This is a genomic window from Aeromicrobium sp. SORGH_AS_0981 (assembly GCF_031453195.1).
In the GTDB taxonomy this organism is placed as follows: domain Bacteria; phylum Actinomycetota; class Actinomycetes; order Propionibacteriales; family Nocardioidaceae; genus Aeromicrobium.
Genome location: NZ_JAVIZD010000001.1, coordinates 2255646 through 2278230 on the forward strand (window position 1 = coordinate 2255646; position 22585 = coordinate 2278230).

Annotated in this window: 20 protein-coding genes, 1 tRNA gene, 1 other RNA gene and 1 pseudogene; 15 read left to right on the top strand and 8 right to left on the bottom strand. The window is 72.2% G+C overall.

What is annotated here, in order from left to right:
- Positions 1 to 54: 54 nt before the first annotated feature.
- The gene (gene aceE, locus QE370_RS11410) at positions 55 to 2817 is read right to left on the bottom strand and encodes a pyruvate dehydrogenase (acetyl-transferring), homodimeric type (protein WP_309634425.1); all 2763 of its coding nucleotides are present in this window, start codon (positions 2815 to 2817) and stop codon (positions 55 to 57) included.
- A gap of 220 nt (positions 2818 to 3037) precedes the next feature.
- Between aceE and QE370_RS11415 the strand changes: the two genes are divergently transcribed.
- The 4 genes from QE370_RS11415 (at position 3038) to QE370_RS11430 (ending at position 4506) form a co-directional block, all read left to right on the top strand.
- The gene (locus QE370_RS11415) at positions 3038 to 3424 is read left to right on the top strand and encodes a DUF3052 domain-containing protein (protein WP_067858566.1); all 387 of its coding nucleotides are present in this window, start codon (positions 3038 to 3040) and stop codon (positions 3422 to 3424) included.
- A 62-nt stretch (positions 3425 to 3486) separates the two neighbouring features.
- Entirely contained in the window at positions 3487 to 3942 is a 456-nt protein-coding gene (locus QE370_RS11420; RefSeq protein WP_309634426.1) for a peroxiredoxin, read from the top strand.
- Positions 3942 to 4247, top strand: a complete 306-nt coding sequence (locus QE370_RS11425; protein WP_309634427.1) for a thiamine-binding protein — start codon at positions 3942 to 3944, stop codon at positions 4245 to 4247. Before QE370_RS11420 ends, QE370_RS11425 begins: the two co-directional genes overlap by 1 nt.
- A 185-nt stretch (positions 4248 to 4432) precedes the next feature.
- Positions 4433 to 4506 (top strand) — tRNA-Val (locus QE370_RS11430).
- Between the two features lie 27 nt (positions 4507 to 4533).
- On the opposite strand, the gene QE370_RS11435 is transcribed toward QE370_RS11430, so the two are convergent.
- Positions 4534 to 4884: a hypothetical protein gene (locus QE370_RS11435; RefSeq protein WP_309634428.1), complete on the bottom strand. Its 351-nt coding sequence runs from the start codon at positions 4882 to 4884 to the stop codon at positions 4534 to 4536.
- Positions 4885 to 4955: 71 nt separating this feature from the next.
- Here QE370_RS11435 and QE370_RS11440 point away from each other — a divergent pair, with 71 nt between their 5' ends.
- The 5 genes and pseudogenes from QE370_RS11440 to QE370_RS11460 all read left to right on the top strand — a co-directional run bounded on the left by QE370_RS11440 (position 4956) and on the right by QE370_RS11460 (position 10173).
- The gene (locus QE370_RS11440) at positions 4956 to 7085 is read left to right on the top strand and encodes a DEAD/DEAH box helicase (RefSeq protein WP_309634429.1); all 2130 of its coding nucleotides are present in this window, start codon (positions 4956 to 4958) and stop codon (positions 7083 to 7085) included.
- 29 nt (positions 7086 to 7114) lie between these two features.
- The gene (locus QE370_RS11445; RefSeq protein ID WP_309634430.1) at positions 7115 to 8260 is read left to right on the top strand and encodes a Nif3-like dinuclear metal center hexameric protein; all 1146 of its coding nucleotides are present in this window, start codon (positions 7115 to 7117) and stop codon (positions 8258 to 8260) included.
- A complete protein-coding gene (locus QE370_RS11450) occupies positions 8218 to 9000 on the top strand; it encodes a C4-type zinc ribbon domain-containing protein (protein WP_309634431.1) in 783 nt (260 codons plus the stop codon). Before QE370_RS11445 ends, QE370_RS11450 begins: the two co-directional genes overlap by 43 nt.
- Positions 8997 to 9299 (top strand): annotated as a pseudogene (locus QE370_RS11455) (reverse transcriptase-like protein); the annotation flags it as partial. The gene QE370_RS11450 and the pseudogene QE370_RS11455, both read left to right, overlap by 4 nt.
- A 178-nt stretch (positions 9300 to 9477) precedes the next feature.
- The gene (locus QE370_RS11460; protein ID WP_309634432.1) at positions 9478 to 10173 is read left to right on the top strand and encodes a histidine phosphatase family protein; all 696 of its coding nucleotides are present in this window, start codon (positions 9478 to 9480) and stop codon (positions 10171 to 10173) included.
- 19 nt (positions 10174 to 10192) lie between these two features.
- Here the strand turns inward: QE370_RS11460 and QE370_RS11465 are convergent, their stop codons facing one another.
- From QE370_RS11465 to QE370_RS11475, 3 genes are all read right to left on the bottom strand, one after another.
- A complete protein-coding gene (locus QE370_RS11465) occupies positions 10193 to 10954 on the bottom strand; it encodes a peroxide stress protein YaaA (RefSeq protein WP_309634433.1) in 762 nt (253 codons plus the stop codon).
- 88 nt (positions 10955 to 11042) lie between these two features.
- Entirely contained in the window at positions 11043 to 11618 is a 576-nt protein-coding gene (locus QE370_RS11470) for a TMEM165/GDT1 family protein (RefSeq protein WP_253023151.1), read from the bottom strand.
- Between the two features lie 204 nt (positions 11619 to 11822).
- Positions 11823 to 12212, bottom strand: coding sequence for an ACT domain-containing protein (locus QE370_RS11475; protein ID WP_253023153.1), 390 nt, complete (start codon positions 12210 to 12212; stop codon positions 11823 to 11825).
- Between the two features lie 65 nt (positions 12213 to 12277).
- On the opposite strand from QE370_RS11475, the gene rnpB reads away from it, so the two are divergent.
- Positions 12278 to 12673: RNase P RNA component class A (gene rnpB / locus QE370_RS11480), an RNA gene on the top strand.
- A gap of 103 nt (positions 12674 to 12776) precedes the next feature.
- On the opposite strand, the gene map is transcribed toward rnpB, so the two are convergent.
- Positions 12777 to 13625 carry a type I methionyl aminopeptidase gene (map, locus tag QE370_RS11485; RefSeq protein ID WP_309634434.1) on the bottom strand — a complete coding sequence of 283 codons (849 nt, stop codon included), beginning with the start codon at positions 13623 to 13625 and terminating at the stop codon, positions 12777 to 12779.
- 76 nt (positions 13626 to 13701) lie between these two features.
- Between map and QE370_RS11490 the strand changes: the two genes are divergently transcribed.
- Together QE370_RS11490 and QE370_RS11495 are read left to right on the top strand one after the other, a co-directional pair.
- The gene (locus tag QE370_RS11490) at positions 13702 to 13899 is read left to right on the top strand and encodes a hypothetical protein (protein WP_253023155.1); all 198 of its coding nucleotides are present in this window, start codon (positions 13702 to 13704) and stop codon (positions 13897 to 13899) included.
- The gene (locus QE370_RS11495; protein ID WP_309634435.1) at positions 13896 to 14168 is read left to right on the top strand and encodes a hypothetical protein; all 273 of its coding nucleotides are present in this window, start codon (positions 13896 to 13898) and stop codon (positions 14166 to 14168) included. Before QE370_RS11490 ends, QE370_RS11495 begins: the two co-directional genes overlap by 4 nt.
- A gap of 112 nt (positions 14169 to 14280) precedes the next feature.
- Here QE370_RS11495 and panB read toward each other — a convergent pair whose 3' ends face one another.
- Together panB and QE370_RS11505 are read right to left on the bottom strand one after the other, a co-directional pair.
- Positions 14281 to 15219, bottom strand: coding sequence for a 3-methyl-2-oxobutanoate hydroxymethyltransferase (panB, locus tag QE370_RS11500; RefSeq protein ID WP_309634436.1), 939 nt, complete (start codon positions 15217 to 15219; stop codon positions 14281 to 14283).
- A 121-nt stretch (positions 15220 to 15340) separates the two neighbouring features.
- Positions 15341 to 17101, bottom strand: a complete 1761-nt coding sequence (locus QE370_RS11505) for an NAD+ synthase (protein WP_309634437.1) — start codon at positions 17099 to 17101, stop codon at positions 15341 to 15343.
- Positions 17102 to 17142: 41 nt separating this feature from the next.
- Here QE370_RS11505 and QE370_RS11510 point away from each other — a divergent pair, with 41 nt between their 5' ends.
- From QE370_RS11510 to QE370_RS11520, 3 genes are all read left to right on the top strand, one after another.
- Entirely contained in the window at positions 17143 to 17541 is a 399-nt protein-coding gene (locus tag QE370_RS11510; RefSeq protein ID WP_309634438.1) for a YchJ family metal-binding protein, read from the top strand.
- Between the two features lie 53 nt (positions 17542 to 17594).
- Positions 17595 to 18932 (top strand): glutamine synthetase family protein, encoded by a 1338-nt coding sequence (locus tag QE370_RS11515; RefSeq protein WP_253023160.1) that lies wholly within the window; start codon positions 17595 to 17597, stop codon positions 18930 to 18932.
- Between the two features lie 721 nt (positions 18933 to 19653).
- Complete coding sequence (locus QE370_RS11520) at positions 19654 to 22584, top strand: bifunctional [glutamine synthetase] adenylyltransferase/[glutamine synthetase]-adenylyl-L-tyrosine phosphorylase (protein WP_309634439.1); 2931 nt, start codon at positions 19654 to 19656, stop codon at positions 22582 to 22584.
- Position 22585 lies beyond the last annotated feature (1 nt).

A 22585-nucleotide genomic window follows, 5' to 3' on the forward strand; every position in this document is an offset into this window, starting at 1 on the left:
GCTAGGAGTTCCCTGAGACGCCGACCGTCGAGGTCGGCGCCCCAGGGCACCGCTTCAGGCGTCGCCACCCTCCTGGGCGACGCCGCGGGTGGCGGTCGGGTCGTCGATGCGCAGCGACGTGAAGGCGTCGCGCACGACCGACTGCTCGACGAGCTCCTGCTGCGCGAGGCTCTGCAGCACCGAGACGACGATCGACTCCGCGTCGATCTGGAACACGCGACGTGCCGCGGCACGCGTGTCGGCGAAGCCGAAGCCGTCGGCGCCGAGCGACTGCCACGGTCCGGGGACCCAGCGGGCGATCTGGTCGGGGACGGCCCGCATGTAGTCGCTGACCGCGAGCGTGACGTTCGCGTGGTCCATGAGCTGCGTCGTGATCCACGGGACCCGCTGGTACTCGCCCGGGTTGTTGAGGTTCCACTTCTCGGCGGCGACCGCGTCGCGCGCGAGCTCGTTCCACGACGTGACGGACCAGACGTCGGCCTTCACGTCGTACTGCTCGGCGAGCATCTCCTGCGCCTTCAGCGCCCACGGGAGCGCGACGCCCGAGGCCATGATGCGGGCCGTGTGACGGCCCCGCTCGCCGCGGCGGTACAGGTAGGCGCCCTTGAGCAGCGCGTCGACGTCGAGGTCCTCGGGCTCGGCCGGCTGGTTGATCGGCTCGTTGTAGACGGTCAGGTAGTACAGGACGTCCTCGCCGTGCGGGCGGTCGTCGGACGTGCCGTACATGCGACGCATGCCGTCCTTCACGATGTGCGCGATCTCGTAGCCGTACGCGGGGTCGTAGTGCACGACCGCCGGGTTCGTCTGCGCGATGAGGGGGGAGTGGCCGTCGGCGTGCTGCAGCCCCTCGCCGGTCAGCGTCGTGCGACCCGCGGTGGCACCGATGAGGAACCCGCGCGCCAGCTGGTCGGCCATCGCCCAGATCGAGTCGGCGGTCCGCTGGAAGCCGAACATCGAGTAGAAGAGGTAGACGGGGATCATCGGCTCGCCGTGCGTCGAGTACGCGCTGCCGGCCGCGATCGCCGACGCCATGGCGCCGGCCTCGCTGATGCCCTCGTGCAGCAGCTGGCCCTTCTGGGACTCCTTGTAGGCCAGGAGCAGCTTGCGGTCGACCGACTCGTACGTCTGGCCGGCCGGGTTGTAGATCTTCGCCGACGGAAACATCGAGTCCATGCCGAACGTGCGGTACTCGTCCGGCGCGATCGGCACGATGCGGCGGCCGATCTCGGGGTCCTTCATGAGGTCGCGCAGCAGGCGGACGAACGCCATCGTCGTCGCGATCTGCTGCTTGCCCGAGCCCTTGGAGAGCGCCGAGTAGGTGTCGGGCTCGGGGAGCTTGACCGACACGGGGTCGACCCGGCGCTGCGGGAGACCGCCGCCCAGCGCGTCGCGGCGGGCGCGCATGTACTGGATCTCCTCGCTGTCCTCGCCCGGGTGGTAGAACGGCGCGAGGTCGTCGCCCTCGATCTGTGCGTCGCTGACCGGGATGTTGAGCCGGTCGCGGAAGCGCTTGAGGTCGTCCTTGGTCAGCTTCTTCATCTGGTGCGTGGCGTTGCGGCCCTGGAAGGACTCGAGCAGCCAGCCCTTGATGGTGTGCGCCAGGATCACGGTCGGCTGGCCGGTGTGCTTCTGCGCGGCGTCGAACGCGGCGTAGACCTTGCGGTAGTCGTGGCCACCGCGCGGCAGGCGCTCGATGTCCTCGTCGCTGAGGTGCTCGACCATGGCGCGCAGGCGCGGGTCGGGGCCGAAGAAGTTCTCACGGTTGTACGCACCGGACTCCACCGACAGCGTCTGGAACTCGCCGTCGGGCGTGCGGTTCATCTGGTTGACGAGCACGCCGTCGACGTCGCGGGCGAGGAGGTCGTCCCACTCGCGGCCCCACACGACCTTGATGACGTTCCAGCCGGCGCCGCGGAAGTACGACTCCAGCTCCTGGATGATCTTGCCGTTGCCGCGCACCGGGCCGTCGAGCTGCTGCAGGTTGCAGTTGATGACGAACGTGAGGTTGTCGAGCTCCTCGCGGGCGGCCAGGCCGATGGCGCCGAGCGACTCGGGCTCGCCCATCTCGCCGTCGCCGAGGAACGTCCACACGTGCTGCTGGCTGGTGTCCTTGATGCCGCGGTCGTGCAGGTAGCGGTTGAACCGCGCCTGGTAGATGGAGTTGATGGCCGCCAGACCCATGGAGACGGTCGGGAACTCCCAGTAGTCGGGCATGAGGCGGGGGTGCGGGTACGACGACAGGCCCTGGCCGAAGCCATGGGAGTGCTCCTGGCGGAAGCGGTCGAGCTGCTCCTCGCTCAGGCGGCCCTCGAGGAAGGAGCGCGCGTAGATGCCGGGCGCGGCGTGGCCCTGGATGTAGATGTGGTCGCCGCCGCCCGGGTGGTCCTTGCCGCGGAAGAAGTGGTTGAAGCCGACCTCGTAGAGGCTGGCCGCCGACTGGTAGGTCGCGATGTGGCCACCGACGCCCAGGCCAGGACGGTTCGCGCGGGAGACCATGACGGCCGCGTTCCAGCGGATGTAGGAGCGGATCCGGCGCTCGATCGCCTCGTTGCCGGGGAACCACGGCTCGTGCTCGGGCGGGATCGAGTTGATGAAGTCGGTGCTGCGCAGGGCCGGCACGCCGATGTTCTGCTCGCGGGCGCGCTCGAGGAGCTTGAGCATGACGTACCGGGCACGGGAGCGGCCTCGCTCGTCGACCATCTGGTCGAGCGACGCCAGCCACTCGGAGGTCTCGTCGGGATCGATGTCGGGCAGCTGCGTCGGCAGCCCCTCGTGGATGACAGCGGGGCGCTCGGTGGGGGACTGGCCGGTGGGCATGTGCGACTCCTGGGACGTCTTGTGGACCTCTCCATCTTTCCACGCCGGATTCGCTAGGGTGACACCGGCGGACGTTGTGAACATCTACCGATCAGTAGGAAAATCCCCTACTTTGCAGTAGGTTCTCGACCACCGTCGCACCCGACCCGGTCCCGGGCGGCACTGCCCCTCCAGGCGTGCCAGAGTGGGACCACACCACCGGACGAACTGAGGAGAACCGTTGGACGCCGCGAGGCTGGGCTTCAGCCCCGACACCGTCATCCAGGAGCTGGGCTGGGACGAGGACGTCGACAACGAGCTCCGGTCCGCGATCGAGGAGATCGTCGGGCACGCACTCGTCGACGGTGAGTCCGACGAGGTGGTCGACGGCGTCATCCTCTGGTGGCGCGACGACGACGGCGACCTCGTGGACGCGTTGTTCGACGCGCTCTCCGACCTCGCCGAGGGCGGGTCGATCTGGGTGCTCACGCCCAAGGTCGGCCGACCGGGCTACGTGACCGGCGCCGACATCGCCGAGGCGGCTCCCGTCGCCGGCCTGTCGACGACCACGACCTCCTCGGCGTCGGCCGAGTGGGCCGCCACCAAGCTCTCCACCCACAAGCGCTGAGTCCCAGCGTTTCGAGGCCGGCGCAGCGGCGCCGGGGGCTCGTCGCGTCCTAGGCTGGGGCCATGACGATCGACGTAGGCCAGCCCGCCCCCGACTTCACGCTCAAGAGCCAGCACGGCGAGGACGTCTCCCTGTCGTCCTTCCGCGGACGTCCCGTGGCGCTCGTGTTCTTCCCGTTCGCGTTCAGCGGCATCTGCACCGGTGAGCTCTGCGAGATCCGCGACAACATCGGCGCCTTCGCCGACAGCGACGTCGAGGTGCTCGCGATCTCCTGCGACCACTTCTTCTCCAACCGCGCCTTCGCCGACGCGGAGGGCCTGACGTTCCCCGTGCTGAGCGACTTCTGGCCGCACGGCGAGGTCAGCCGCGCCTACGGCATCTTCAACGAGGGCGCGGGCGCGCCCGAGCGCGGCACCTACCTCGCCGACGCCGAGGGCGTCCTGCGCTGGAAGGTGGAGCACCCCATCGGCCAGGCGCGCGACTTCGACGCCTACCGCGCCGCGCTGGCCGAGCTCTGATGCTCGCCGCGTTCAGCATCAGCCCGGTCAGCGCCGACGAGTCGGGGTCGGTCGCGGCTGCGGTCGCCGAGGCCGTGCGGGCCGTCCGTGCGTCGGGCCTGCCGTGCGAGACGACGTCGATGTTCACCACGGTCGAGGGGGAGTGGGACGAGGTGATGGCGGTCGTGAAGGCTGCCGTCGACGCCGTCGCGGCGGTGTCGTCGCGGGTCTCGCTCGTGCTGAAGGCGGACATCCGACCGGGCTTCACGGGCCAGCTGACGGCCAAGGTCGAGCGGCTCGAGGCGCACCTGCGCGACGACGGCTGAAGTCGCCGGAGTTTCCCGCCCAAACGGCTGCGCGTGACACCCCTGCTGCGCCATGATGGGAGTGCTGCGGCCGCCCGGGACCCGAGACCCCGGCGGCCGCAGCCTCTGTCTGTCGGGGACCCGGTCGTCGCGCTGGCGTGCGGTAGGGTTCCCAGGCGTCCGACGGCACTCGTCGGACCCACCCGGGGCGAATAGCTCAGCTGGTCAGAGCACTCGGCTTACACCCGAGCGGTCGGGGGTTCGAGTCCCTCTTCGCCCACCCGAGGACCCCGTCCGCCGGGTCGTCTCAGCCCGTCGGGCAGGACGAGCGGACGAGGCGCTCGATCTGCGCCAGACCGTCCGCGACGCCGTCGCCCTCGGCCCGGGCGACGATGGCCACGCCGTAGCGGTCGTGCAGCAGGCGGTAGGCGCGCTCCACGTCACCGTCGACCAGCGCCACGATCCCTGCGGGGGTGCTGCGAGCGAGGCGCACGACGACGTCGTCGGTGCGCAGGCCGCCGACCTTCTCCACCACGTCCTTCGCCGCGTCCGACGTCTGGTCCTGGCCGCACCGCAGGTCGGGAGCGGTCACCGTGGTGGGCGCGCCCGAGCAGCCGAGGAGCAGGGCGAGGATGCCGACGGCGAGGGCGCGACGCATGCGCCCACTGTCGTCCACAGGGCGCGACGCGGCAAGGAGCCGGTGTCGGCAGCGCCTGACACGATGACCGGGTGACCACCTCCACCGCCACCGCCACGGACGCGCTCGACGCCCTGCGTCGCCTCACCGGCCGACCCGACGCCCAGTTCCACGACGGGCAGCTCGAGGCGATCACGGCCCTCGTCGACGACCACCGGCGCGCGCTCGTCGTCCAGCGCACCGGCTGGGGCAAGTCGGCGGTCTACTTCGTCGCCACCTCGCTGCTGCGCGCGCGGGGCACCGGTCCCACGCTCCTGGTGTCCCCGCTCATCGCCCTCATGCGCGACCAGGTCGCCGCCGCCGCGCGCGCCGGGGTGCGGGCCGTCTCGATCAGCTCGGCCAACGCGCACGAGTGGGACGACGTGCGGGCCCGGCTCGACGCCGACGACGTCGACGTGCTGCTCGTGTCGCCCGAGCGCCTCACCAACCCCCGGTTCCGCGACGAGCAGCTGCCCGAGCTGCGCCGCCGCATCGGCCTGCTCGTCGTCGACGAGGCGCACTGCATCTCCGACTGGGGCCACGACTTCCGGCCCGACTACCGACGCCTCGCCGACCTCATCGACTCCATGCCCGACGGCGTGCCGGTGCTCGCCACGACCGCCACCGCCAACCAGCGGGTGGTCACCGACGTCGAGGAGCAGCTGGGTGCCTCCGGGTCCGGCGCTCCGGGCGACTCGGACGTCCTCACGCTGCGCGGCTCCCTGGCACGCACGAGCCTGCGTCTGGGCTCGCTGAGGCTGCCCAGCTCGAAGGAGCGGCTCGGCTGGCTCGTCTCGCACCTGGCCGAGCTGCCCGGAAGCGGCATCGTCTACACGCTCACGGTGTCGGCGGCGGAGGACCTCGCGCGGCTGCTCACCGAGGCGGGCCACGAGGTGGCGGCCTACACGGGCCGCACCGACCCCGACGAGCGGGTGCGGCTGGAGCAGGCGCTCAAGGACGACCAGCTGAAGGCCCTCGTCGCCACCAGCGCGCTCGGCATGGGCTTCGACAAGCCCAACCTCGGCTTCGTCGTGCACCTCGGGGCGCCCTCCTCGCCCGTCGCCTACTACCAGCAGGTCGGCCGCGCGGGCCGCGCCACGGAGTCCGCCGACGTCCTGCTGCTGCCCGGACCGGAGGACGCCGACATCTGGCGCTACTTCGCGACGGCGTCGATGCCGACGCAGGCCAAGGTCGACGCGGTGCTCGGTGCCCTGGGCAGCACCCCGACGTCGGTCGCGGCGCTGGAGGCGCAGGTCGACATCCGTCGCACGCCGCTCGAGTTGCTGCTCAAGGTGCTCGACGTCGACGGTGCCGTGCGCCGCGTGCAGGGCGGCTGGGTCAGCACGGGGGAGCCCTGGGTCTACGACGCGGACCGCTACGAGCGCATCGCGCAGGCACGCGAGGCGGAGCAGGAGGCGATGCTCGAGTACCAGGCGGGCCGCACCTGCCGGATGGAGCTGCTGCAGCGTCAGCTCGACGACCCGACCGCCGCGCCGTGCGGCCGCTGCGACGTGTGCGCGGGCCCCTGGTACCCGACCAGCACCGACGGCGAGGCCGTCGCGCGGGCCACCCAGTCGCTCGACCGTGTGGGGGTGCCCGTCGACCCGCGGGCGCAGTGGCCGTCCGGCGTCGGCCGGCTCGGGGTGGACGTCTCGGGTCGCATCCCTCCGGCGGAGCGCCCGGAGACCGGCCGCGTCGTCGCGAGGCTCACCGACCTCGGGTGGGGCGGCACGTTGCGCGAGCTGTTCGCCACGGGCGCGCCGGACGTCGCCGTGTCGGAGGCCCTGCTGGGTGCCTGTGCGCGTGCCCTGCGCGACTGGCCCTGGGCGGAGCGCCCGGTCGCCGTGGTCGCGGTGCCGTCGGCCGCGCGACCGACGCTGGTGGCCTCGGTGGCCGAGGGGCTCGCGCGGCTCGGCCGCCTCCCGCTGCTGCCGCCCCTGCAGCTCGCGCCGGGCGCACCGCAGGCCACACAGGGGGGCAACAGTGCGTTCCGGCTCGCAGGCGTGTGGGGACGGTTCGTCGTGTCCGACGACCTACGGCAGGCCCTGGCCGGGCTCTCCGGTCCGGTCCTGCTCGTCGACGACCTCGTCGACAGCCGCTGGACCATGGCCGTGGCGTCGCGCGAGCTGCGCCTCGCCGGGGCCGACGCGGTGCTGCCGTTCGCGCTCGGCTCGGTGGGGTAGGGCCGCGCTCGGGTCGTAGGGTGGCCGCCATGCCGACCTTGCGTGACGTCGTCCGCGTGCTCGACGAGCTCTACGACCCACGGTGGGCCGACGACTGGGACGCCGTGGGCACCGTCGTCGGCGACCCGGACGCCGAGGTCGCGCGCATCCTCCTCGCCGTCGACCCCGTCCAGGCGGTCGCCGACGAGGCCGTCGCGCGCGGAGCCGACCTGCTCCTCACGCACCACCCCCTGTACCTCAAGGGCGTCACGTCGGTGGCCGCCACGACGCCGAAGGGCCGGGTCGTGCACACCCTCGCGTCGCACGGCGTGGCCCTGCACACCTGCCACACCAACGCCGACTCGCCGCCGCTCGGCGTCTCGGAGTCGATGGCCCTGGCGCTCGGGCTCACCGACGTCCGTCCGCTCGACGTCGACACCGATCCCGGGCTCGACGCCTGGGTCGTCCACGTGCCGCGCGCGGACGCCGACGCGGTGGCCGCCGCCATGCACGGGGCGGGCGCGGGGAGCATCGGCGACTACGACTCGGCCGTCTTCCGTTCCGACGGCACGGGCTCGTTCCGTCCGTTGGCGGGCGCGAACCCCACGATCGGCGAGGTCGGGGCGCTCGAGCACGTCGAGGAGACGCGGCTCGAGCTCGTGGCGCCGGCCGCGGCGCGGGAGTCCGTGCGCTCAGCCCTGCTGCAGGCCCACCCCTACGAGGAGGTGTCCTACCTCCTCCTGCCCACGGCAGCGCGACCGAGCGAGCGCGGCAGCGGACGGATCGGTGTGCTCGCCCAGCCGACGACACTGGGGGAGTTCGTCGAGCACGTCCACCGCACCCTCCCCGCGCACGGCAGCGCCACCCGCGTGGCCGGCGACCTCGACCGCACCGTGCGCACGGTCGCGCTGTGCGGTGGATCGGGCGACTTCCTGCTCCCGACGGCCGACGCGGCCGGCGCGGACGTCTACGTCACCTCCGACCTGAAGCACCACCCGGTGAGCGAGCACCTCGAGCGTCCGGGAGCCTGCGCCGTCGTCGACGTGCCGCACTGGGCCGCGGAGTGGACGTGGCTGCCGGTGGCGGCGTCCGCACTGCAGGACCGGCTGGGCGATACGGTTGACGTCCACGTGTCGACGCTGGTGACCGATCCTTGGTCGCACGCGCTGGCTCCCGCACCCAGGAGGACCCCCTGAAAGCCGAACCGTCCGCCCAGCAGACCCTGCTGGAGCTGCAGACCCAGGACTCCGCGCTCGCCCGTCTGCAGCACCGACGCGGCACCCTGCCCGAGATCGCGCGCATCGAGGAGCTGACGCAGGAGGTCGCGCAGCTGCGTGGGCGCCAGATCGAGGTCGAGACGAAGGTCAGCGACCTCGCCCGCGTACAGGCGAAGGCCGAGGCGGAGGTCGAGCAGGTCAAGGCGCGGCGCACGCGCGACGAGGAGCGCCTCTCCTCCGGGGCGATCACCAACCCCAAGGACCTCGAGAACCTCCAGCACGAGCTGGGTGCGCTCGAACGCCGCATCGCGACGCTCGAGGACGAGGAGCTCACCGTCATGGAGGACCTCGAGATCGCTGAGGCGGAGCTGCGTGCCGTCACGGCCGACCACGACGCCCTCGTCGCGGAGCTCGAGCACGTCACCGCGGCGCGCGATGCCGCCGTCGCCGCCATCGACGACGAGATCGTCTCGGTGCAGAGCGAGCGCGAGTCGACCGCGCCGGCCGTCCCGAAGGACCTCCTGGCGCTCTACGACAAGGTGCGGGCGCAGTACGGCGGGCTCGGCGCCGCCGCGCTGCGGGCGCGTCGCTGCGAGGGCTGCCGCCTGGAGCTCAACGGCGCCGACCTGCGCGAGCTGGCGGCACGTCCGGAGGACGACGTCCTGCGTTGCCCCGAGTGCAGTCGCATCCTCGTCCGGACGGCCGAGTCGGGACTGTGAGCACCACCCGCGTCGTCGTCGAGGCCGACGGCGGGTCACGGGGCAACCCGGGACCCGCCTCCTACGGGGCTCTCGTGCGCGACGCGGACACCGGCGAGGTGATCGCCACGCGCGGTGAGACGATCGGCACCGCCACCAACAACGTCGCCGAGTACCGCGGCCTCATCGCCGGACTCGAGCTCGCCGCCGAGCACGCACCGGGCGCCGACGTCGAGGTCCGGATGGACTCCAAGCTGGTCGTCGAGCAGATGGCGGGCCGGTGGAAGGTCAAGCACCCGTCGATGCAGCCGCTCGCGGCGCAGGCCCGGGAGCTCGCGGGAGCGGTCACGGACTGGACGTGGGTGCCGCGGGAGCGCAAACGCCGCCGCCGATGCGCTCGCGAACGAGGCGCTCGACGCTCAGGCGCGCACGGGCGAGCCCGCCGTCGTCGGCACCGGTGTCCGGCAGGAGGCCAGCGCCTCACGACCCGCCGACGACGTGACGGCCGCGGTCGACGCACCTGCCGCGGGCGGCGCCAAGGACACCAACCCCCTGCTCGGCTGGCGTGGCGACGTGCACGGACGCCCGACCACCCTGGTGCTCCTGCGGCACGGTGTCACGGCCAACACCCAGCGCAAGCTGTTCTGCGGGCGAGGTGGCTCCGACCCCGGTCTCGTCGCCGAGGGGGAGGCCCAGGCCGCCCGGGCCGCAGCGTGGATCGCGCGGCACCACGACGTCGACGCCATCGTCGCGTCCCCGCTGCGGCGGACGCGGGAGACGGCCGGCTTCGTCGCCCGCGAGACCGGGCTGGAGGTTGCGGTCGACGACGGCGTCGAGGAGGCCGCCTTCGGCGACTGGGACGGTCACGGTTTCGGCGACATCATGGAGCGCTGGCCCGAGGAGATGTCGGCCTGGCTCGCCTCGACGTCGGTCGCCCCTCCCGGTGGCGAGTCCTTCGACCAGGTCCAGGAGCGGGTCCGTGAGGCGCGCGACCGGATCCTCGCCGACCACGCGGGGGAGACGGTCGTCGTGGTCAGCCACGTCACCCCCATCAAGCTGATGACGCGCCTGGCGCTCGACGGACCGATGTCGATCATCCACCGCATGGAGCTCGCCCCCGCCAGCATCACCACGATCGCCTGGTGGCCCGACGGCACGCCGTCGCTGCGCGGGTTCTCGATCGTCCCGGAGTAGAGGGGCCGGACGCGTCCGGTCAGTGCGTGCCGGCGGTGACCACGTCGAGACGGGTGCCGTCCTGCTCGACCGTCCAGCCGAGGTCGCGCCAGGCGACCACGAGCTCGTCGACCGAGGTCGGCTGCGCGCCCTCGACGAGGAGCGCGCGGACCAGCCGACCCTTGGTCGCCTTGTTGAAGTGGCTGACGACCGTGCGGCGGCCGTCCTGCTCGTGCAGCACGCGCACCGTCGCGGTGCGCGGCGCCAGGTCGGCGGACGGCTTGCCCAGGTTCACGTACGCGCCGGACCGCAGGTCGACCAGCAGACCGCCGTCGGCGGCCTCGTCGAGCACGTCGGGCAGCACGGGACGCCAGCGTCCCGCGACCGGCCCGAGGCGCGGGAGCGTGACCGTGCCCGACAGCCGGTACGCCGGGATCGGGTCGCCGACGCGGACGAGCCCGAAGAGCGCGCTCGCGACGGCGACCGAAGCGTCCGCACGCGCCGTCGCGTCGGCGTCGAGGGAGGCGAGGTCGAGCTCGCCGAACAGCACCCCGGTGTAGACCGATCCGGCAGGGGCGCACGGCACCTCGAACAGGCGGGCGTCGGTCTCGATCGCGTCAGCCTGCGTCGGGCCGAGGCCGAGCACCTCGGCCGCCCGGCGCGTGGCGGCCAGTCGCACGAGCGCGCGGGACACCTGGTCGCGCACGCGGTGCAGCCGCGGGAACGACAGCGCCTCGAGGTCGAGCGTGGGGCCGTCGGCCGGTGCGGTCTTGCCCTCGGAGGGCGGGAGCAGGATCAGCACCTGGCGAGCCTATCGAGGTCGCATCGGCCCGCGGCGCCGCCCGTCCCCGCAGGGACGCGACGGCGCCGCGCACGCACGCTCCGGCCGGTCAGCGCAGGCCCTCGACGATCAGCAGCACGCCGAAGATCGCGAACGCGGCCGCAGCACCGATCTTGATGACCTTCTCGGGGAGGTGCTTGCCGAGGACGGCGCCCACGACGATCGCGAGGGCGTCGGCGGCGACCATGCCGACGGTGCTGCCGATCCAGGTGCCGAGCCAGTCCTCGCGGACGGCCAGCGTGATGGTCGCCAGCATCGTCTTGTCACCCAGCTCGGCCAGGAAGAACGCCAGGCCCACGGCCAGGAGCGCCGACCCGGTGGCCTTCTTCGCCTTCTCGGCCTCGTCGTCGGTCAGCTCGTCGCCGCGCAGCGTCCAGGCCGCGAAGCCGAGGAAGGCGATACCCGCCGCGATCGCGATCGGTCCCTGGTACTGCTCGAAGCTCGAGCCGATCGCGTAGCCGATGCCGACCGACGCGAGGTGGACGATCGCCGTCGCCAGGGTGATGCCGAGCAGCACGTCGCGTGCGCGGTACCGGGTGGCGAACGTCATCGCCATCAGCTGGCTCTTGTCGCCGAGCTCGGCGACGAAGATGACGGCGGTGCTGAGCCACAGGGCCTCGAACATGGGATTCTCCTCGTCCGACCCAGGACGAGGAGCGACGATCGACGAGCCTCGACCCGGATCGTCGTGTGTGTACGACAGTCGGGTCGAAAGTCTCGTCCGCCGGACCGTTCGCACGGCCCTGGCCCGCTGCACCGGAGGCGGGGCCCGAGGACCCGGCATCAGTATGTCGACGCAGCGATTGGGGACTACTCCCTTTCGCGCCCCTCACCCTAGGGCATCGAGGATGCGCAGCGCATCGTGACGTCGGTCCCACGGGACGACGAGGTGGTCGTGGTGGAAGCCGGCCACGACGTTGCAGGCGATCTGCTCGGCCGCGAGGGCGGTGGAGATGGAGCTGGTGAGCCCGACCGCGTCCAGCGCCGAGACCACGGCGAGCGTGATCCACGCGCCCACGAACTCGTACACGAGCCCGTCCTCCTCGGCCTCCACCTGCTCGACCACGACCGTGAGGCCCTCGCGCTCGCGCACGGTGGCGAGGGCCGTCGAGGTGTCGAAGCCGGGCGCGACGATCGCGTACACGACCGGCTCCGGGTGCAGGCGCGGGCGCAGCTCGCCGACCGTCGACGTCGTCCGGGCTTCGTCCTCGAGCTCCACACGTCCAGCGTAGACGTGTCCGGGGTCCCGGGCGGAGTCACCTGCGGCCTAGACTGGGCGACGAACGAGGCGGCCGGGCGGCCGCGGCGGGCTCCGGCCCGTCGAGGAAAGTCCGGACTCCGCAGAGCACGGTGGTGGCCAACAGCCACCCACGGCGACGTGCGGGACAGTGCCACAGAGAACAGACCGCCAGCGGCCCCGCGACCTTCGGGTCACGGGGTGCGGGTAAGGGTGAAACGGTGAGGTAAGAGCTCACCAGCGACGTCGGCGACGGCGTCGGCTCGGTAAACCCCACCGGGAGCAAGACCAAGAGGGCGCTCCGGCGCCTGCGCTGACGGGCTGCTCGTCCGATGTCAGCGGGTAGGTCGCTCGAGGCGCGCAGCAATGCGTGACCCAGATGGATGGTCGCCCCCCGGCCCTCGGGCCGGGGACAGAATCCGGCTTACAGGCCGCCTCGTTCCCTCTCGGTGTCCATCGCCGCCCAGGGCCCGGCACCCCCGCCGGCCGTCGGCCGCCCAGGGCCCGGCACCCCTGCCGGGGCGCGAACCTCCCCTCGAACCCGGGTCAGGGGAGGGTGAGGATCTCCGCGCCGTCGGGCGTGACGAGCAGGGTGTGCTCGAACTGCGCGGTGCGCGAGCCGTCGCGCGTGACGGCCGTCCAGCCGTCGTCCCACTGGTCCCACTCGATGGTGCCGAGGGTGAGCATGGGCTCGATCGTGAACGTCATCCCCACCTCGATGACCGTGTCCGCGGCCGGGTCGTCGTAGTGCGGCACGATCAGGCCGTCGTGGAACGCGGGCCCCACGCCGTGACCCGTGAAGTCGCGCACGACGCCGTACCCGAACCGCTTGGCGTAGGCCTCGATGACCGCACCGATCACGTTGATGCGCCGACCCGGCTTCACGGCCCGGATCGCCCGGTGGGTGGCCTCGCGGGTGCGCTCGACGAGCAGCCGCGACTCCTCGTCGACGTCACCCACGAGGTAGGTCTTGTTGGTGTCGCCGTGGACGCCGTCGACGTAGGCGGTGATGTCGATGTTGACGATGTCGCCGTCGTCGAGCGGACGGTCGTCGGGGATGCCGTGGCAGATCACCTCGTTCACGCTGCTGCACAGCGACTTCGGGTAGCCGCGGTAGCCGAGCGTGGACGGGTAGGCGCCGTGGTCGAGGAGGAACTCGTGACCGACGCGGTCTAGCTCGTCCGTCGTGACGCCCGGCGCGATGGCCGCCTCGACGGCGTCGAGAGCCTGGGCGGCGATTTGGCCCGCCACCCGCATCCGCTCGATGGTGTCGGCGTCGCGCCCCAGCGGGCCACGGTAGGGCAGCGGTGCCGGCTGGCCGACGTATTCGGGACGATCGATCGTCGACGGGACGTGACGCAGCGGGGAGACGTGGCCGGGGCTGAGGAGAGTCACCCCGGCATGCTACGAGGACCGCCGGAGCCGGCCCGGGTGAGGGGCGGTGGTGCTCGTGGTGCGGCAGGATGGCGTCATGAGTGCCGAAGCCCCCGCCTTCTACTTCTGCCTGAAGCACCACACCGTCGAGGGGGAGGACGGCTGCAAGGCCTCCGACCGTCTCGGCCCGTACCCGACGCAGAGTGCCGCCGAGCACGCCCTGGAGACCGTCCAGGAGCGCAACGAGTCGTGGGACAACGACCCGGACTGGAACGACGACGCCCCTCGCCCGTGAGGCGCACACGACGCGAGCGGGAGCGGTCGGGCCCGTGGATCGGGGTCGGCGGACTCGTCGTCATGCTGTGGCTCGTCGTCTCGACCGTGCTCTACGCACCGTGGTGGGGCATCCTCCTGCACCTGCTCGTGCTGGCGTGCTTCGTCCCGTTGCTGCGCCGCCGCATCGCCACCCGTCCCGCCGACGCGGTTTGGGTGCCGGTGTACGCCCTCGCGGCCTGGGTCGCCCTCAACGCGGTGGGCGTGCTCGCCTGGGGCTGGCAGGTCTGACCGTTTGCGTGGGGCCCCACGCAAACGCGCAGATCGGGCGCACGCCAACTGCGTGGGGGAGAGCCTGTTCACGTGGGGCCCCACGTCAACAGGCCCGGCCGGCGAGCCTGCGTCAGGCGTCGAAGGAGTGCTCCGGCGCGGGGAAGGTGCCGGACGCGACGTCGGCCGCGAACTCCTGCGCGGCGCCGAGGATGATGCCGTGCAGGTCGGCGTAGCGCTTGACGAAGCGCGGCGCCTTGCCCGTGCGCAGGCCGAGCATGTCCTGCCAGACGAGGACCTGGGCGTCGCAGCTCGGGCCGGCGCCGATCCCGATGGTCGGGATGTGCAGCCGCTCGGTGATCTCGGCCGCGATGGGCGCCGGCACCATCTCCATGACGACCGAGGAGGCGCCGGCCTCCTGCACCGCGAGGGCGTCCTCCATGAGACGTGACGCCGCGTCGCCGCGACCCTGCACCCGGTAGCCGCCGAGGGCGTGCTCGGCCTGCGGCGTGAAGCCGATGTGGGCCATCACGGGCACCGCGCCCTTCGTCAGCAGCTCGATCTGCGGCGCCATCTCCGCACCACCCTCGAGCTTGACCACGTGCGCCTCGCCCTCCTTCATGAAGCGCACGGCCGTGTCGTACGCCTGCTCGGGGGAGCGCTGGTATGAGCCGAACGGCAGGTCAGCCACGACGAGCGCGCGACGAGCCGTGCGGGTGACGGCCTTGACCAGCGGCAGCAGCTCGTCGACCGTCACCGGCAGCGACGACGCGTAGCCGAAGACGTTGTTCGCGGCGGAGTCGCCGATGAAGAGCACGGGCACGCCTGCCTCGTCGAACGTCGCGGCCGTGTACTGGTCGTAGGTGGTGAGCATGACCCACTTGTGGCCCTGCTCCTTCCACTGCTGCAGGTGGTGCGTCCGGACACGTCGGATGGCGGGGTCGGTCGTCGGGCCGGCCGCCGGGCCGGCAGCGGGTGCCGGGGCGGGGGAGGTGCCGCCGCCGTAGGGCGCGGGCTCCTCGGCGCCGACGGGGGTGCCGGCCTGCGTCGGGGCAGGGGTGGGTTCGGTCATGGTCTTCCCTCTCTTCTCGCAGCCCCTCGGTGGGGGTCCACGGACGTGACCCATCCTGCCGCATCGACGACGTTTGTCACGTCGCTGTGCCCCAGGTCATGCGCCGGAGCCACGGTCGCGCTCAGTCGAGCGACTCGCGCCACCCGTTCGTCATCGGCACGCGCCGGTCGCGGCCGAAGTTGCGTCGGCTGACCTTCGGGCCCGGCGGGTACTGACGGCGCTTGTACTCGGCCTTGTCGACGAGGGTGACGACCCGCTCCACGAGCGCAGGGTCGAAGCCCTCCGCGATCACCGCCGCGACGCCGAGGTCGCGCTCCACGTAGGCGTCGAGCACGGCGTCGAGCAGCTCGTACGGCGGCAGCGAGTCGGAGTCGAGCTGGCCGGGGCGCAGCTCCGCCGACGGCGGCTTGCTGATCGCGTTCTCGGGGATCGGGGGCGTCTCGCCGCGCTCCTCGGCCCACCGGTTGCGCCACCGCGAGACCTCCCACACGAGCGTCTTGGGCAGGTCCTTGATCGGTGCGTAGGCGCCCACGGCGTCGCCGTAGATCGTGGAGTAGCCCGTGGCCAGCTCCGACTTGTTGCCGCAGGCCAGCACCAGGTGGCCGTGCTGGTTCGACAGCCCCATCCAGATCACCGCGCGGATGCGGGCCTGCAGGTTCTCCTCGGCGATGCCGTCCAGGTGCAACGCGGACTGGTAGGCCTCGAAGATCGGGGCGATCGGGACGGTGTCGAGCTGCAGTCCCGTGCGTCGGGCGAGCTCGTCGGCGTCGGTGCGGCTGTGGTCGGTCGACCACGCGCTCGGGTTGGAGACGCCGAAGACGTTCTCGGCACCGAGCGCGTCGACGGCGATCGCACCGACGAGCGTCGAGTCGATGCCGCCGGAGAGGCCCATCAGGACCGTCGAGCCGCCGTTCTTGCGCACGTAGTCGCGCAGGCCGAGCACGATCGCCCAGTACCGCTCGCCGAGGTCGTCCCACCGCTCGGCGACCGTCGGGGCCACCGGCTCGTAGGCCGGGAGCGGGTCGGCGGAGATGACGGTGCGCTCGACGCGCAGGCCGTGGAAGCGCGTGTCGCGATCGGGCATGGGGGCCGTCGCGGCGGGAAGGTCGAGGTCGACCACGAGCAGCTCGGGCTCGAACTGCGCCGCACGGGCGACGAGCTCGCCGGCGGCGTCGACGACGAGGGAGTCGCCGTCGAAGACCAGCTCGTCCTGGCCGCCGACGAGGTTCACGTACGCGAGGGCGCAGCTGCCCTCGCGGGCGCGTCGGGCGCAGAGCTCGAGCCGCGTGTCGTCCTTCGCGGCCTCGTACGGGGAGCCGTTGAGCACCACCAGCAGACCGGCTTCCGCGGCGTCGGCTGCGGCGGACGGACCGTCCTGCCAGATGTCCTCGCAGATGGCGATGGCGACGTCGACGCCGTGCACCTGCACGACCTGCGTCTCGTCGCCGGGCACGAAGTGACGGAACTCGTCGAACACACCGTAGTTCGGCAGGTGGTGCTTGTCGTAGCGGGTGACGACGCGGCCGCCCGTGAGCACCGACGCGGAGTTCGTGGGCGCGTTCTTCGGCACCCCGAGCCGCTCGGTGTCGATGTGGTCCTTCGCGGTGTCGAGGTGCCCGACGACGACCACGAGGTCGCCGAGGCCCTCGTCGGCCAGGCGTGTCGCGAGGTCGGGCACCAGGGCGCGGCTGGCCTCGATGAAGGACAGCCGGTAGGCGAGGTCCTCGACCGGGTAGCCGTTCAGCACCATCTCCGGCAGCACCAGCAGGTGGGCGCCCGCCTGCGCCGCCTCGTGCGCGGCGGCGACGACGAGCTCGACGTTGCCGTCGAGGTCGCCGAGACGTGGGTTGACCTGAGCGAGGGCGAGTCGGAGCTGAGGCACGTGGTCAGCCTAGGCCGTCGAGCGTGCCGCATCATGTCGTCATGGCGAGGACCTGCCCGTGCGGCACCGGTGCACCCTTCGACGGCTGCTGCCGGCCGTACCTCGACGGCGAGCCCGTCCCGACGGCGGAGCGACTCATGCGGTCCCGCTACACCGCCTACGTCCGCGGCGACGGCGGTCACCTCCTGCGCACCTGGCACCCGACCACCCGTCCGGCGCGCGTCGACCACGACCCGGGCCTCGAGTGGCTCGGGCTCGAGGTGCTGCGCACCGAGGCCGGCGACGTCGACGACACGTTCGGCGTGGTGGAGTTCCGGGCTGCCTACCTCGCCGACGAACCAGGTGTCCTGCACGAGGTGAGCCGCTTCGCGCGCACCGACGACGGGTGGCAGTACGTCCGCGGACGGATGGTCGACGACGGCCCGCGCACGCTCCGCTGAGCCGCCCCGACCACGAAACATCGCCGTAACACGACCCGTGCGAGACTCTGGCCATGGGTAAGCAGGAAGACTTCGTCCTCCGGGCGCTCGAGGAGCGTGACGTCCGGTTCGTGCGGCTCTGGTTCACCGACGTGCTCGGCTCGCTGAAGTCGGTCGCCATCGCCCCGGCGGAGCTGGAGGGAGCCTTCAGCGAGGGCATCGGCTTCGACGGGTCGGCGATCCAGGGCTTCGCCCGCGTGCACGAGGCCGACATGCTGCTCAAGCCCGATCCGTCGACCTTCCAGATCCTGCCGTGGCGGGGCGAGGCGCCCGCGACGGCCCGCATGTTCTGCGACATCGCGATGCCCGACGGCTCGCCGTCGTTCGCCGACCCGCGGCACGTGCTGAAGCGGTCGCTGCAGAAGGCCGCCGAGGCCGGCTTCACCTTCTACACCCACCCGGAGATCGAGTTCTACGTCTTCCGGGGCAAGCCTGACGTCGGCGGCCGGCCGGTGCCCGTCGACGACTCCGGCTACTTCGACCACACCGCGCAGGGCGGCGGCCAGGACTTCCGTCGCGAGGTCATCACGATGCTCGAGAACATGGGCATCAGCGTCGAGTTCAGCCACCACGAGGGCGGGCCGGGACAGCAGGAGATCGACCTGCGCTACGCCGACGCCCTCTCCACCGCCGACAACGTGATGACCTTCCGCACGGTGGTGCGCGAGGTCGCGCTCAGCCAGGGCAAGTGGGCCTCGTTCATGCCCAAGCCGTTCACCGAGCACCCCGGCTCCGCGATGCACACGCACCTGTCGCTGTTCGAGGGCGACGAGAACGCCTTCTACGAGGCGGGCGCCGAGTACCAGCTGAGCGCCACCGGCCGCTCCTTCATCGCGGGCGTCCTCGAGCACACGCCGGAGATCACCGCCGTGACGAACCAGTGGGTCAACTCCTACAAGCGGCTGGCGAGCGGCTACGAGGCCCCCAACTACCTCAGCTGGGGCCACAACAACCGCTCCGCCCTCGTGCGGGTGCCGATGTACAAGCCGCACAAGAGCGGCTCCGCGCGCGTCGAGCACCGCGGCATCGACGCCGGCTGCAACCCCTACCTCACCTACGCGCTCGTCCTCGCCGCCGGGCTGAAGGGCATCGAGAACGGCTCGACCCTGCCGCCCGAGACCGAGGACAACGTCTGGTCGCTCACCGACCGGGAGCGCAAGACGATGGGTCTGACGCCCATGCCGCGCAACCTCGACGAGGCGATCCGCGAGATGGAGAGCAGCGAGCTCGTCGCCGAGACGCTGGGCGAGCACGTCTTCGACTTCTTCCTGCGCAACAAGCGTCAGGAGTGGGACGCCTACCGCTCCCAGGTGACCCAGTTCGAGATCGACCGCCTCCTGCCCGTCCTCTGACGGGCGGGGCGGTCGGCTGTGCGCCGGCCGTGACCGTGCAGGTGCGCTGACTTCGTCAGTCTTGACGTTGCTGGTGCGCTGTCTGCGGTCCTCGTGACCTTGCTGGTGCGCTGGCGCAGGGGGTCTTCGGTTGCTGGTGCGCTGCCTCGGCTGACGCTGGGTGTGGTCTCCGAAAGGGCCTCGACCGGGCGGCTGGCGGCGGCGCTGGTCTGGGTTCTCGGGCTGCGGGTTGGTGCTGGGGGTGGACGCAAGATTCTGCGTTCGTGCGTCGGAGGTCGAAGGCTTCTGCGTTTGCTACGGGATCCCGTCGTGAACGCAGAAGCGTTCGTGCTTCAGCGCACGAAGGGAGGATCCCTGCGACCCTTGCCCCGCTCAGCGGTAGGCCTGCCACCCTTGCCCCGCTCAGCGGTAGGCCTGCCACCTGTCGAGCGCTGGGAAGGGTGGCAGATCCACCGCCGACGGCGATTCGGTGGCACACCTACCGCTCAGGGGGCGAGAACGCAGAGTGTCCTGCCTCCACCCCGTGCGCGACCCGCGGCCCGAGACTCCGGACCAGCGCGCTCGCCGGCCGCCCGGTCGAGGCCCTTCGGAGCGCACGACGACTCGAAGCCGCACCAGCGCAGCCCCATCCGAGAGAGAAGTCGCGCGAGCGCAGCCGCAGGTCGCAGCCACCGCCGCCGGTGATCACCGACCTTCCACGCGCCCCCGGTAGCCTGCGAGCGTGCCCACCGAGTCTCCCGAGCTGGCCCTGGCGCGTCGCGGGTTCCGCGACGGGGCGGCTGCCGCGGCCCACCTCGCCCGCCTCGACGGCATCGACGACGCACTCGTGGAGCAGGTGGCGTCCGTCGCCAGCCCCGACACCGCGCTCGCGTCGCTGGTGGCGATCGCGGAGACGTGGGGGGTCGAGCGGCTGCTCGCGACCCTGCGGGGAGATGCGGAGCTGCGGCAGCGACTGCTCATCGTCCTCGGCACCAGCGAGGCGCTCGGCGACTTCCTCGCCCGGCACCCGCAGCACGTCGAGGACCTCGCCGCCGACCGGCTGTCGCCCGTCCCGCTCGACCTCGACGTCATGCGCCAGCAGCTGGGTGACGCCGACGACGCCGACGCCCTGCGCGTCGCCTACCGCCGCAAGCTGCTGCACGTCGCCGCCCGCGACCTGACCGCGCTGACCAGCTTCGAGGAGTCGTCGGCCGAGCTCGCCGACCTCGCCATGGCGACCCTGGGCGCCGCGCTCGACCTGGCGCGCCGCGACGAGCCCGACGCCGACTGCGTGCGGCTGGCGGTGATGGCGATGGGCAAGACCGGCGGCCGCGAGCTGAACTACGTCAGCGACGTCGACGTGATCTTCGTGCACGAGCCCGTCGACGGCGCCGACGAGCAGGCCGCAGGACGGATCGCCGCCCGTCTCGCGTCGGCCATGATGCGCCTCTGCTCCGACCACACTCGCGAGGGCACCATCTGGGAGGTCGACGCGAACCTGAGACCCGAGGGGACCCAGGGCCCGCTCAGCCGGACGCTGCGCAGCCACGTCGCCTACTACGACCGGTGGGCGTCGACGTGGGAGTTCCAGGCGCTGCTGAAGGCACGGTTCGCGGCAGGCGACGCCGAGCTCGGCCAGGCCTACCTCGACGCGCTGTCGCCGAAGGTCTGGGACGCCAGCACCCGGGAGAACTTCGTGCGCGACGTCCGCGCGATGCGCACGCGCGTCATCGAGAACATCCCGTCGCAGCAGCGCGACCGGCAGCTGAAGCTCGGCTCGGGCGGTCTGCGCGACGTCGAGTTCTCGGTGCAGCTGCTGCAGCTCGTGCACGGTCGCGGCGACGCGTCGCTGCGCAGCCCGACGACCCTGGAGGCGCTGCGCGAGCTCACCGAGGGTGGCTACGTCGGCCGGCGCGACGGCGCCGCCCTGGAGGACGCCTACGAGTTCCTGCGCACCCTGGAGCACCGCATCCAGCTCTACCGGCTGCGCCGCAACCACGTCGTGCCCGACGACGAGGAGGACCTGCGACGTCTCGGCCGCTCCATGGGCTACCGGGCGAACCCGGCCGAGGGTCTGGTCAAGGACTGGCAGGCCCACAAGCGCCTCGTGCGACGCCTGCACGAGAAGCTCTTCTACCAACCGCTCCTGGAGGCGGTCACCTCCCTGCCCGACGAGGGTCTGCGGCTCACGCCCGAGGCGGCGCAGGCCCGGCTCATGGCACTCGGCTTCAAGGACCCGAAGGGCGCCCTCGCGCACATCCAGGCCCTCACGTCGGGCGTGTCCCGACGCGCCGCGATCCAGCGCTCGCTGCTGCCGGCCATGCTGCAGTGGTTCGCGGAGTCGCCCGCGCCCGACGCCGGCCTGCTCGCGTTCCGGCGGATCAGCGAGTCGCTGGGGGAGTCGCACTGGTACCTGCGCAAGCTCCGCGACGAGGGCGAGGGTGCGGAGCAGCTCGCGGCGGTCGTCGGCTCGAGCCGCTACGTGTCGGACCTGGTCCAGCGTGCCCCCGACGCCGTCGCGCTGCTGGGCGACGACGCCGAGCTGGTGCCGCGCGACGCGGAACGTCTGCAGGGGGAGATGCAGCTCGCCGCGCGGCGACACACCCGCCCCGACCAGGCGATCAAGGCCGTCCGCCGCGTGCGACGTCGGGAGCTGTCGCGCATCGGCATCGCCGACGTCCTGGGCCGGCTCGACATCGACGAGGTCGGCACCGCGCTGTCCGACCTCACGGAGGCGACGCTCGGCGCCGCGCTCACCGCCTCGATCGGAGCCGTCGCCCGCCAGCGGGAGGAGGCCGGCAAGGAGCCCTTCCCGACGCGGATGGCCGTGGTCCTCATGGGCCGTCTCGGCGGCCGCGAGTCGGGCTACGGGTCCGACGCCGACGTCATGTTCGTGCACGAGCCACTGCCCGGCGCCGACGACGGGGAGGCGGCGGCTGCCGCGACGGCCGTCGCGACGTCGCTGCGCACCACCCTCGGCGCGCCCGGCGACGACCCGGCCCTCGAGGTCGACGCCGAGCTGCGGCCCGACGGCCGCAACGGGCCGTTGGTCCGCTCCTTCGCCGCCTACGCGTCCTACTACGAGAAGTACTCGGCGGTGTGGGAGTCCCAGGCCCTGCTGCGTGCTCGCGCCAGCGTCGGGGACCCCGACCTGTGCGCCCGGTTCGAGGCACTCGTCGACCCGCTGCGCTGGCCCGACGGCGGCGTCTCGGACGCGCAGGTCCGCGAGATCCGGCGCATCAAGGCCCGCGTCGAGGCCGAGCGCCTCCCGCGGGGCGCCAACCCGAAGACGCACCTCAAGCTCGGTCGCGGCGGCATCGCCGACGTCGAGTGGACCGTGCAGCTCCTGCAGCTGCAGCACGCCCACGCGGTTCCCGGACTGCGCACGACGTCGACCTGCGGCGCCCTCGCAGCCGCTGCCGAAGCCGGGCTGGTGACCGCGGACGACGCCGAGGTGCTGCTGCACGCGTGGCGGCTGGTGAGCCGCATCCGCAACGCCGTCGTGCTCATGCGCGGCAAGCCGGCGGAGTCGATGGTGGAGCAGAGCGAGGAACGCGCTGGCGTCGCGCACCTGCTGGGGTACGGTCAGCAGCACAGCGAACGCATGGTCGACGACTACCTGCGCGCCACCCGGCACGCCAGACAGGTCGTCGAACGCATCTTCTGGGAGTGAG

Coding starts and splice junctions, on each gene's coding strand:
- QE370_RS11420 (WP_309634426.1), top strand. CDS start 3,487: ATGACGATCGACGTAGGCCAGCCCGCCCCCGACTTCACGCTCAAGAGC.
- QE370_RS11515 (WP_253023160.1), top strand. CDS start 17,595: ATGGGTAAGCAGGAAGACTTCGTCCTCCGGGCGCTCGAGGAGCGTGAC.
- QE370_RS11490 (WP_253023155.1), top strand. CDS start 13,702: ATGAGTGCCGAAGCCCCCGCCTTCTACTTCTGCCTGAAGCACCACACC.
- panB (WP_309634436.1), bottom strand. CDS start 15,219: ATGACCGAACCCACCCCTGCCCCGACGCAGGCCGGCACCCCCGTCGGC.
- QE370_RS11435 (WP_309634428.1), bottom strand. CDS start 4,884: ATGCGTCGCGCCCTCGCCGTCGGCATCCTCGCCCTGCTCCTCGGCTGC.
- QE370_RS11510 (WP_309634438.1), top strand. CDS start 17,143: ATGGCGAGGACCTGCCCGTGCGGCACCGGTGCACCCTTCGACGGCTGC.
- QE370_RS11470 (WP_253023151.1), bottom strand. CDS start 11,618: ATGTTCGAGGCCCTGTGGCTCAGCACCGCCGTCATCTTCGTCGCCGAG.
- QE370_RS11425 (WP_309634427.1), top strand. CDS start 3,942: ATGCTCGCCGCGTTCAGCATCAGCCCGGTCAGCGCCGACGAGTCGGGG.
- aceE (WP_309634425.1), bottom strand. CDS start 2,817: ATGCCCACCGGCCAGTCCCCCACCGAGCGCCCCGCTGTCATCCACGAG.
- QE370_RS11445 (WP_309634430.1), top strand. CDS start 7,115: ATGCCGACCTTGCGTGACGTCGTCCGCGTGCTCGACGAGCTCTACGAC.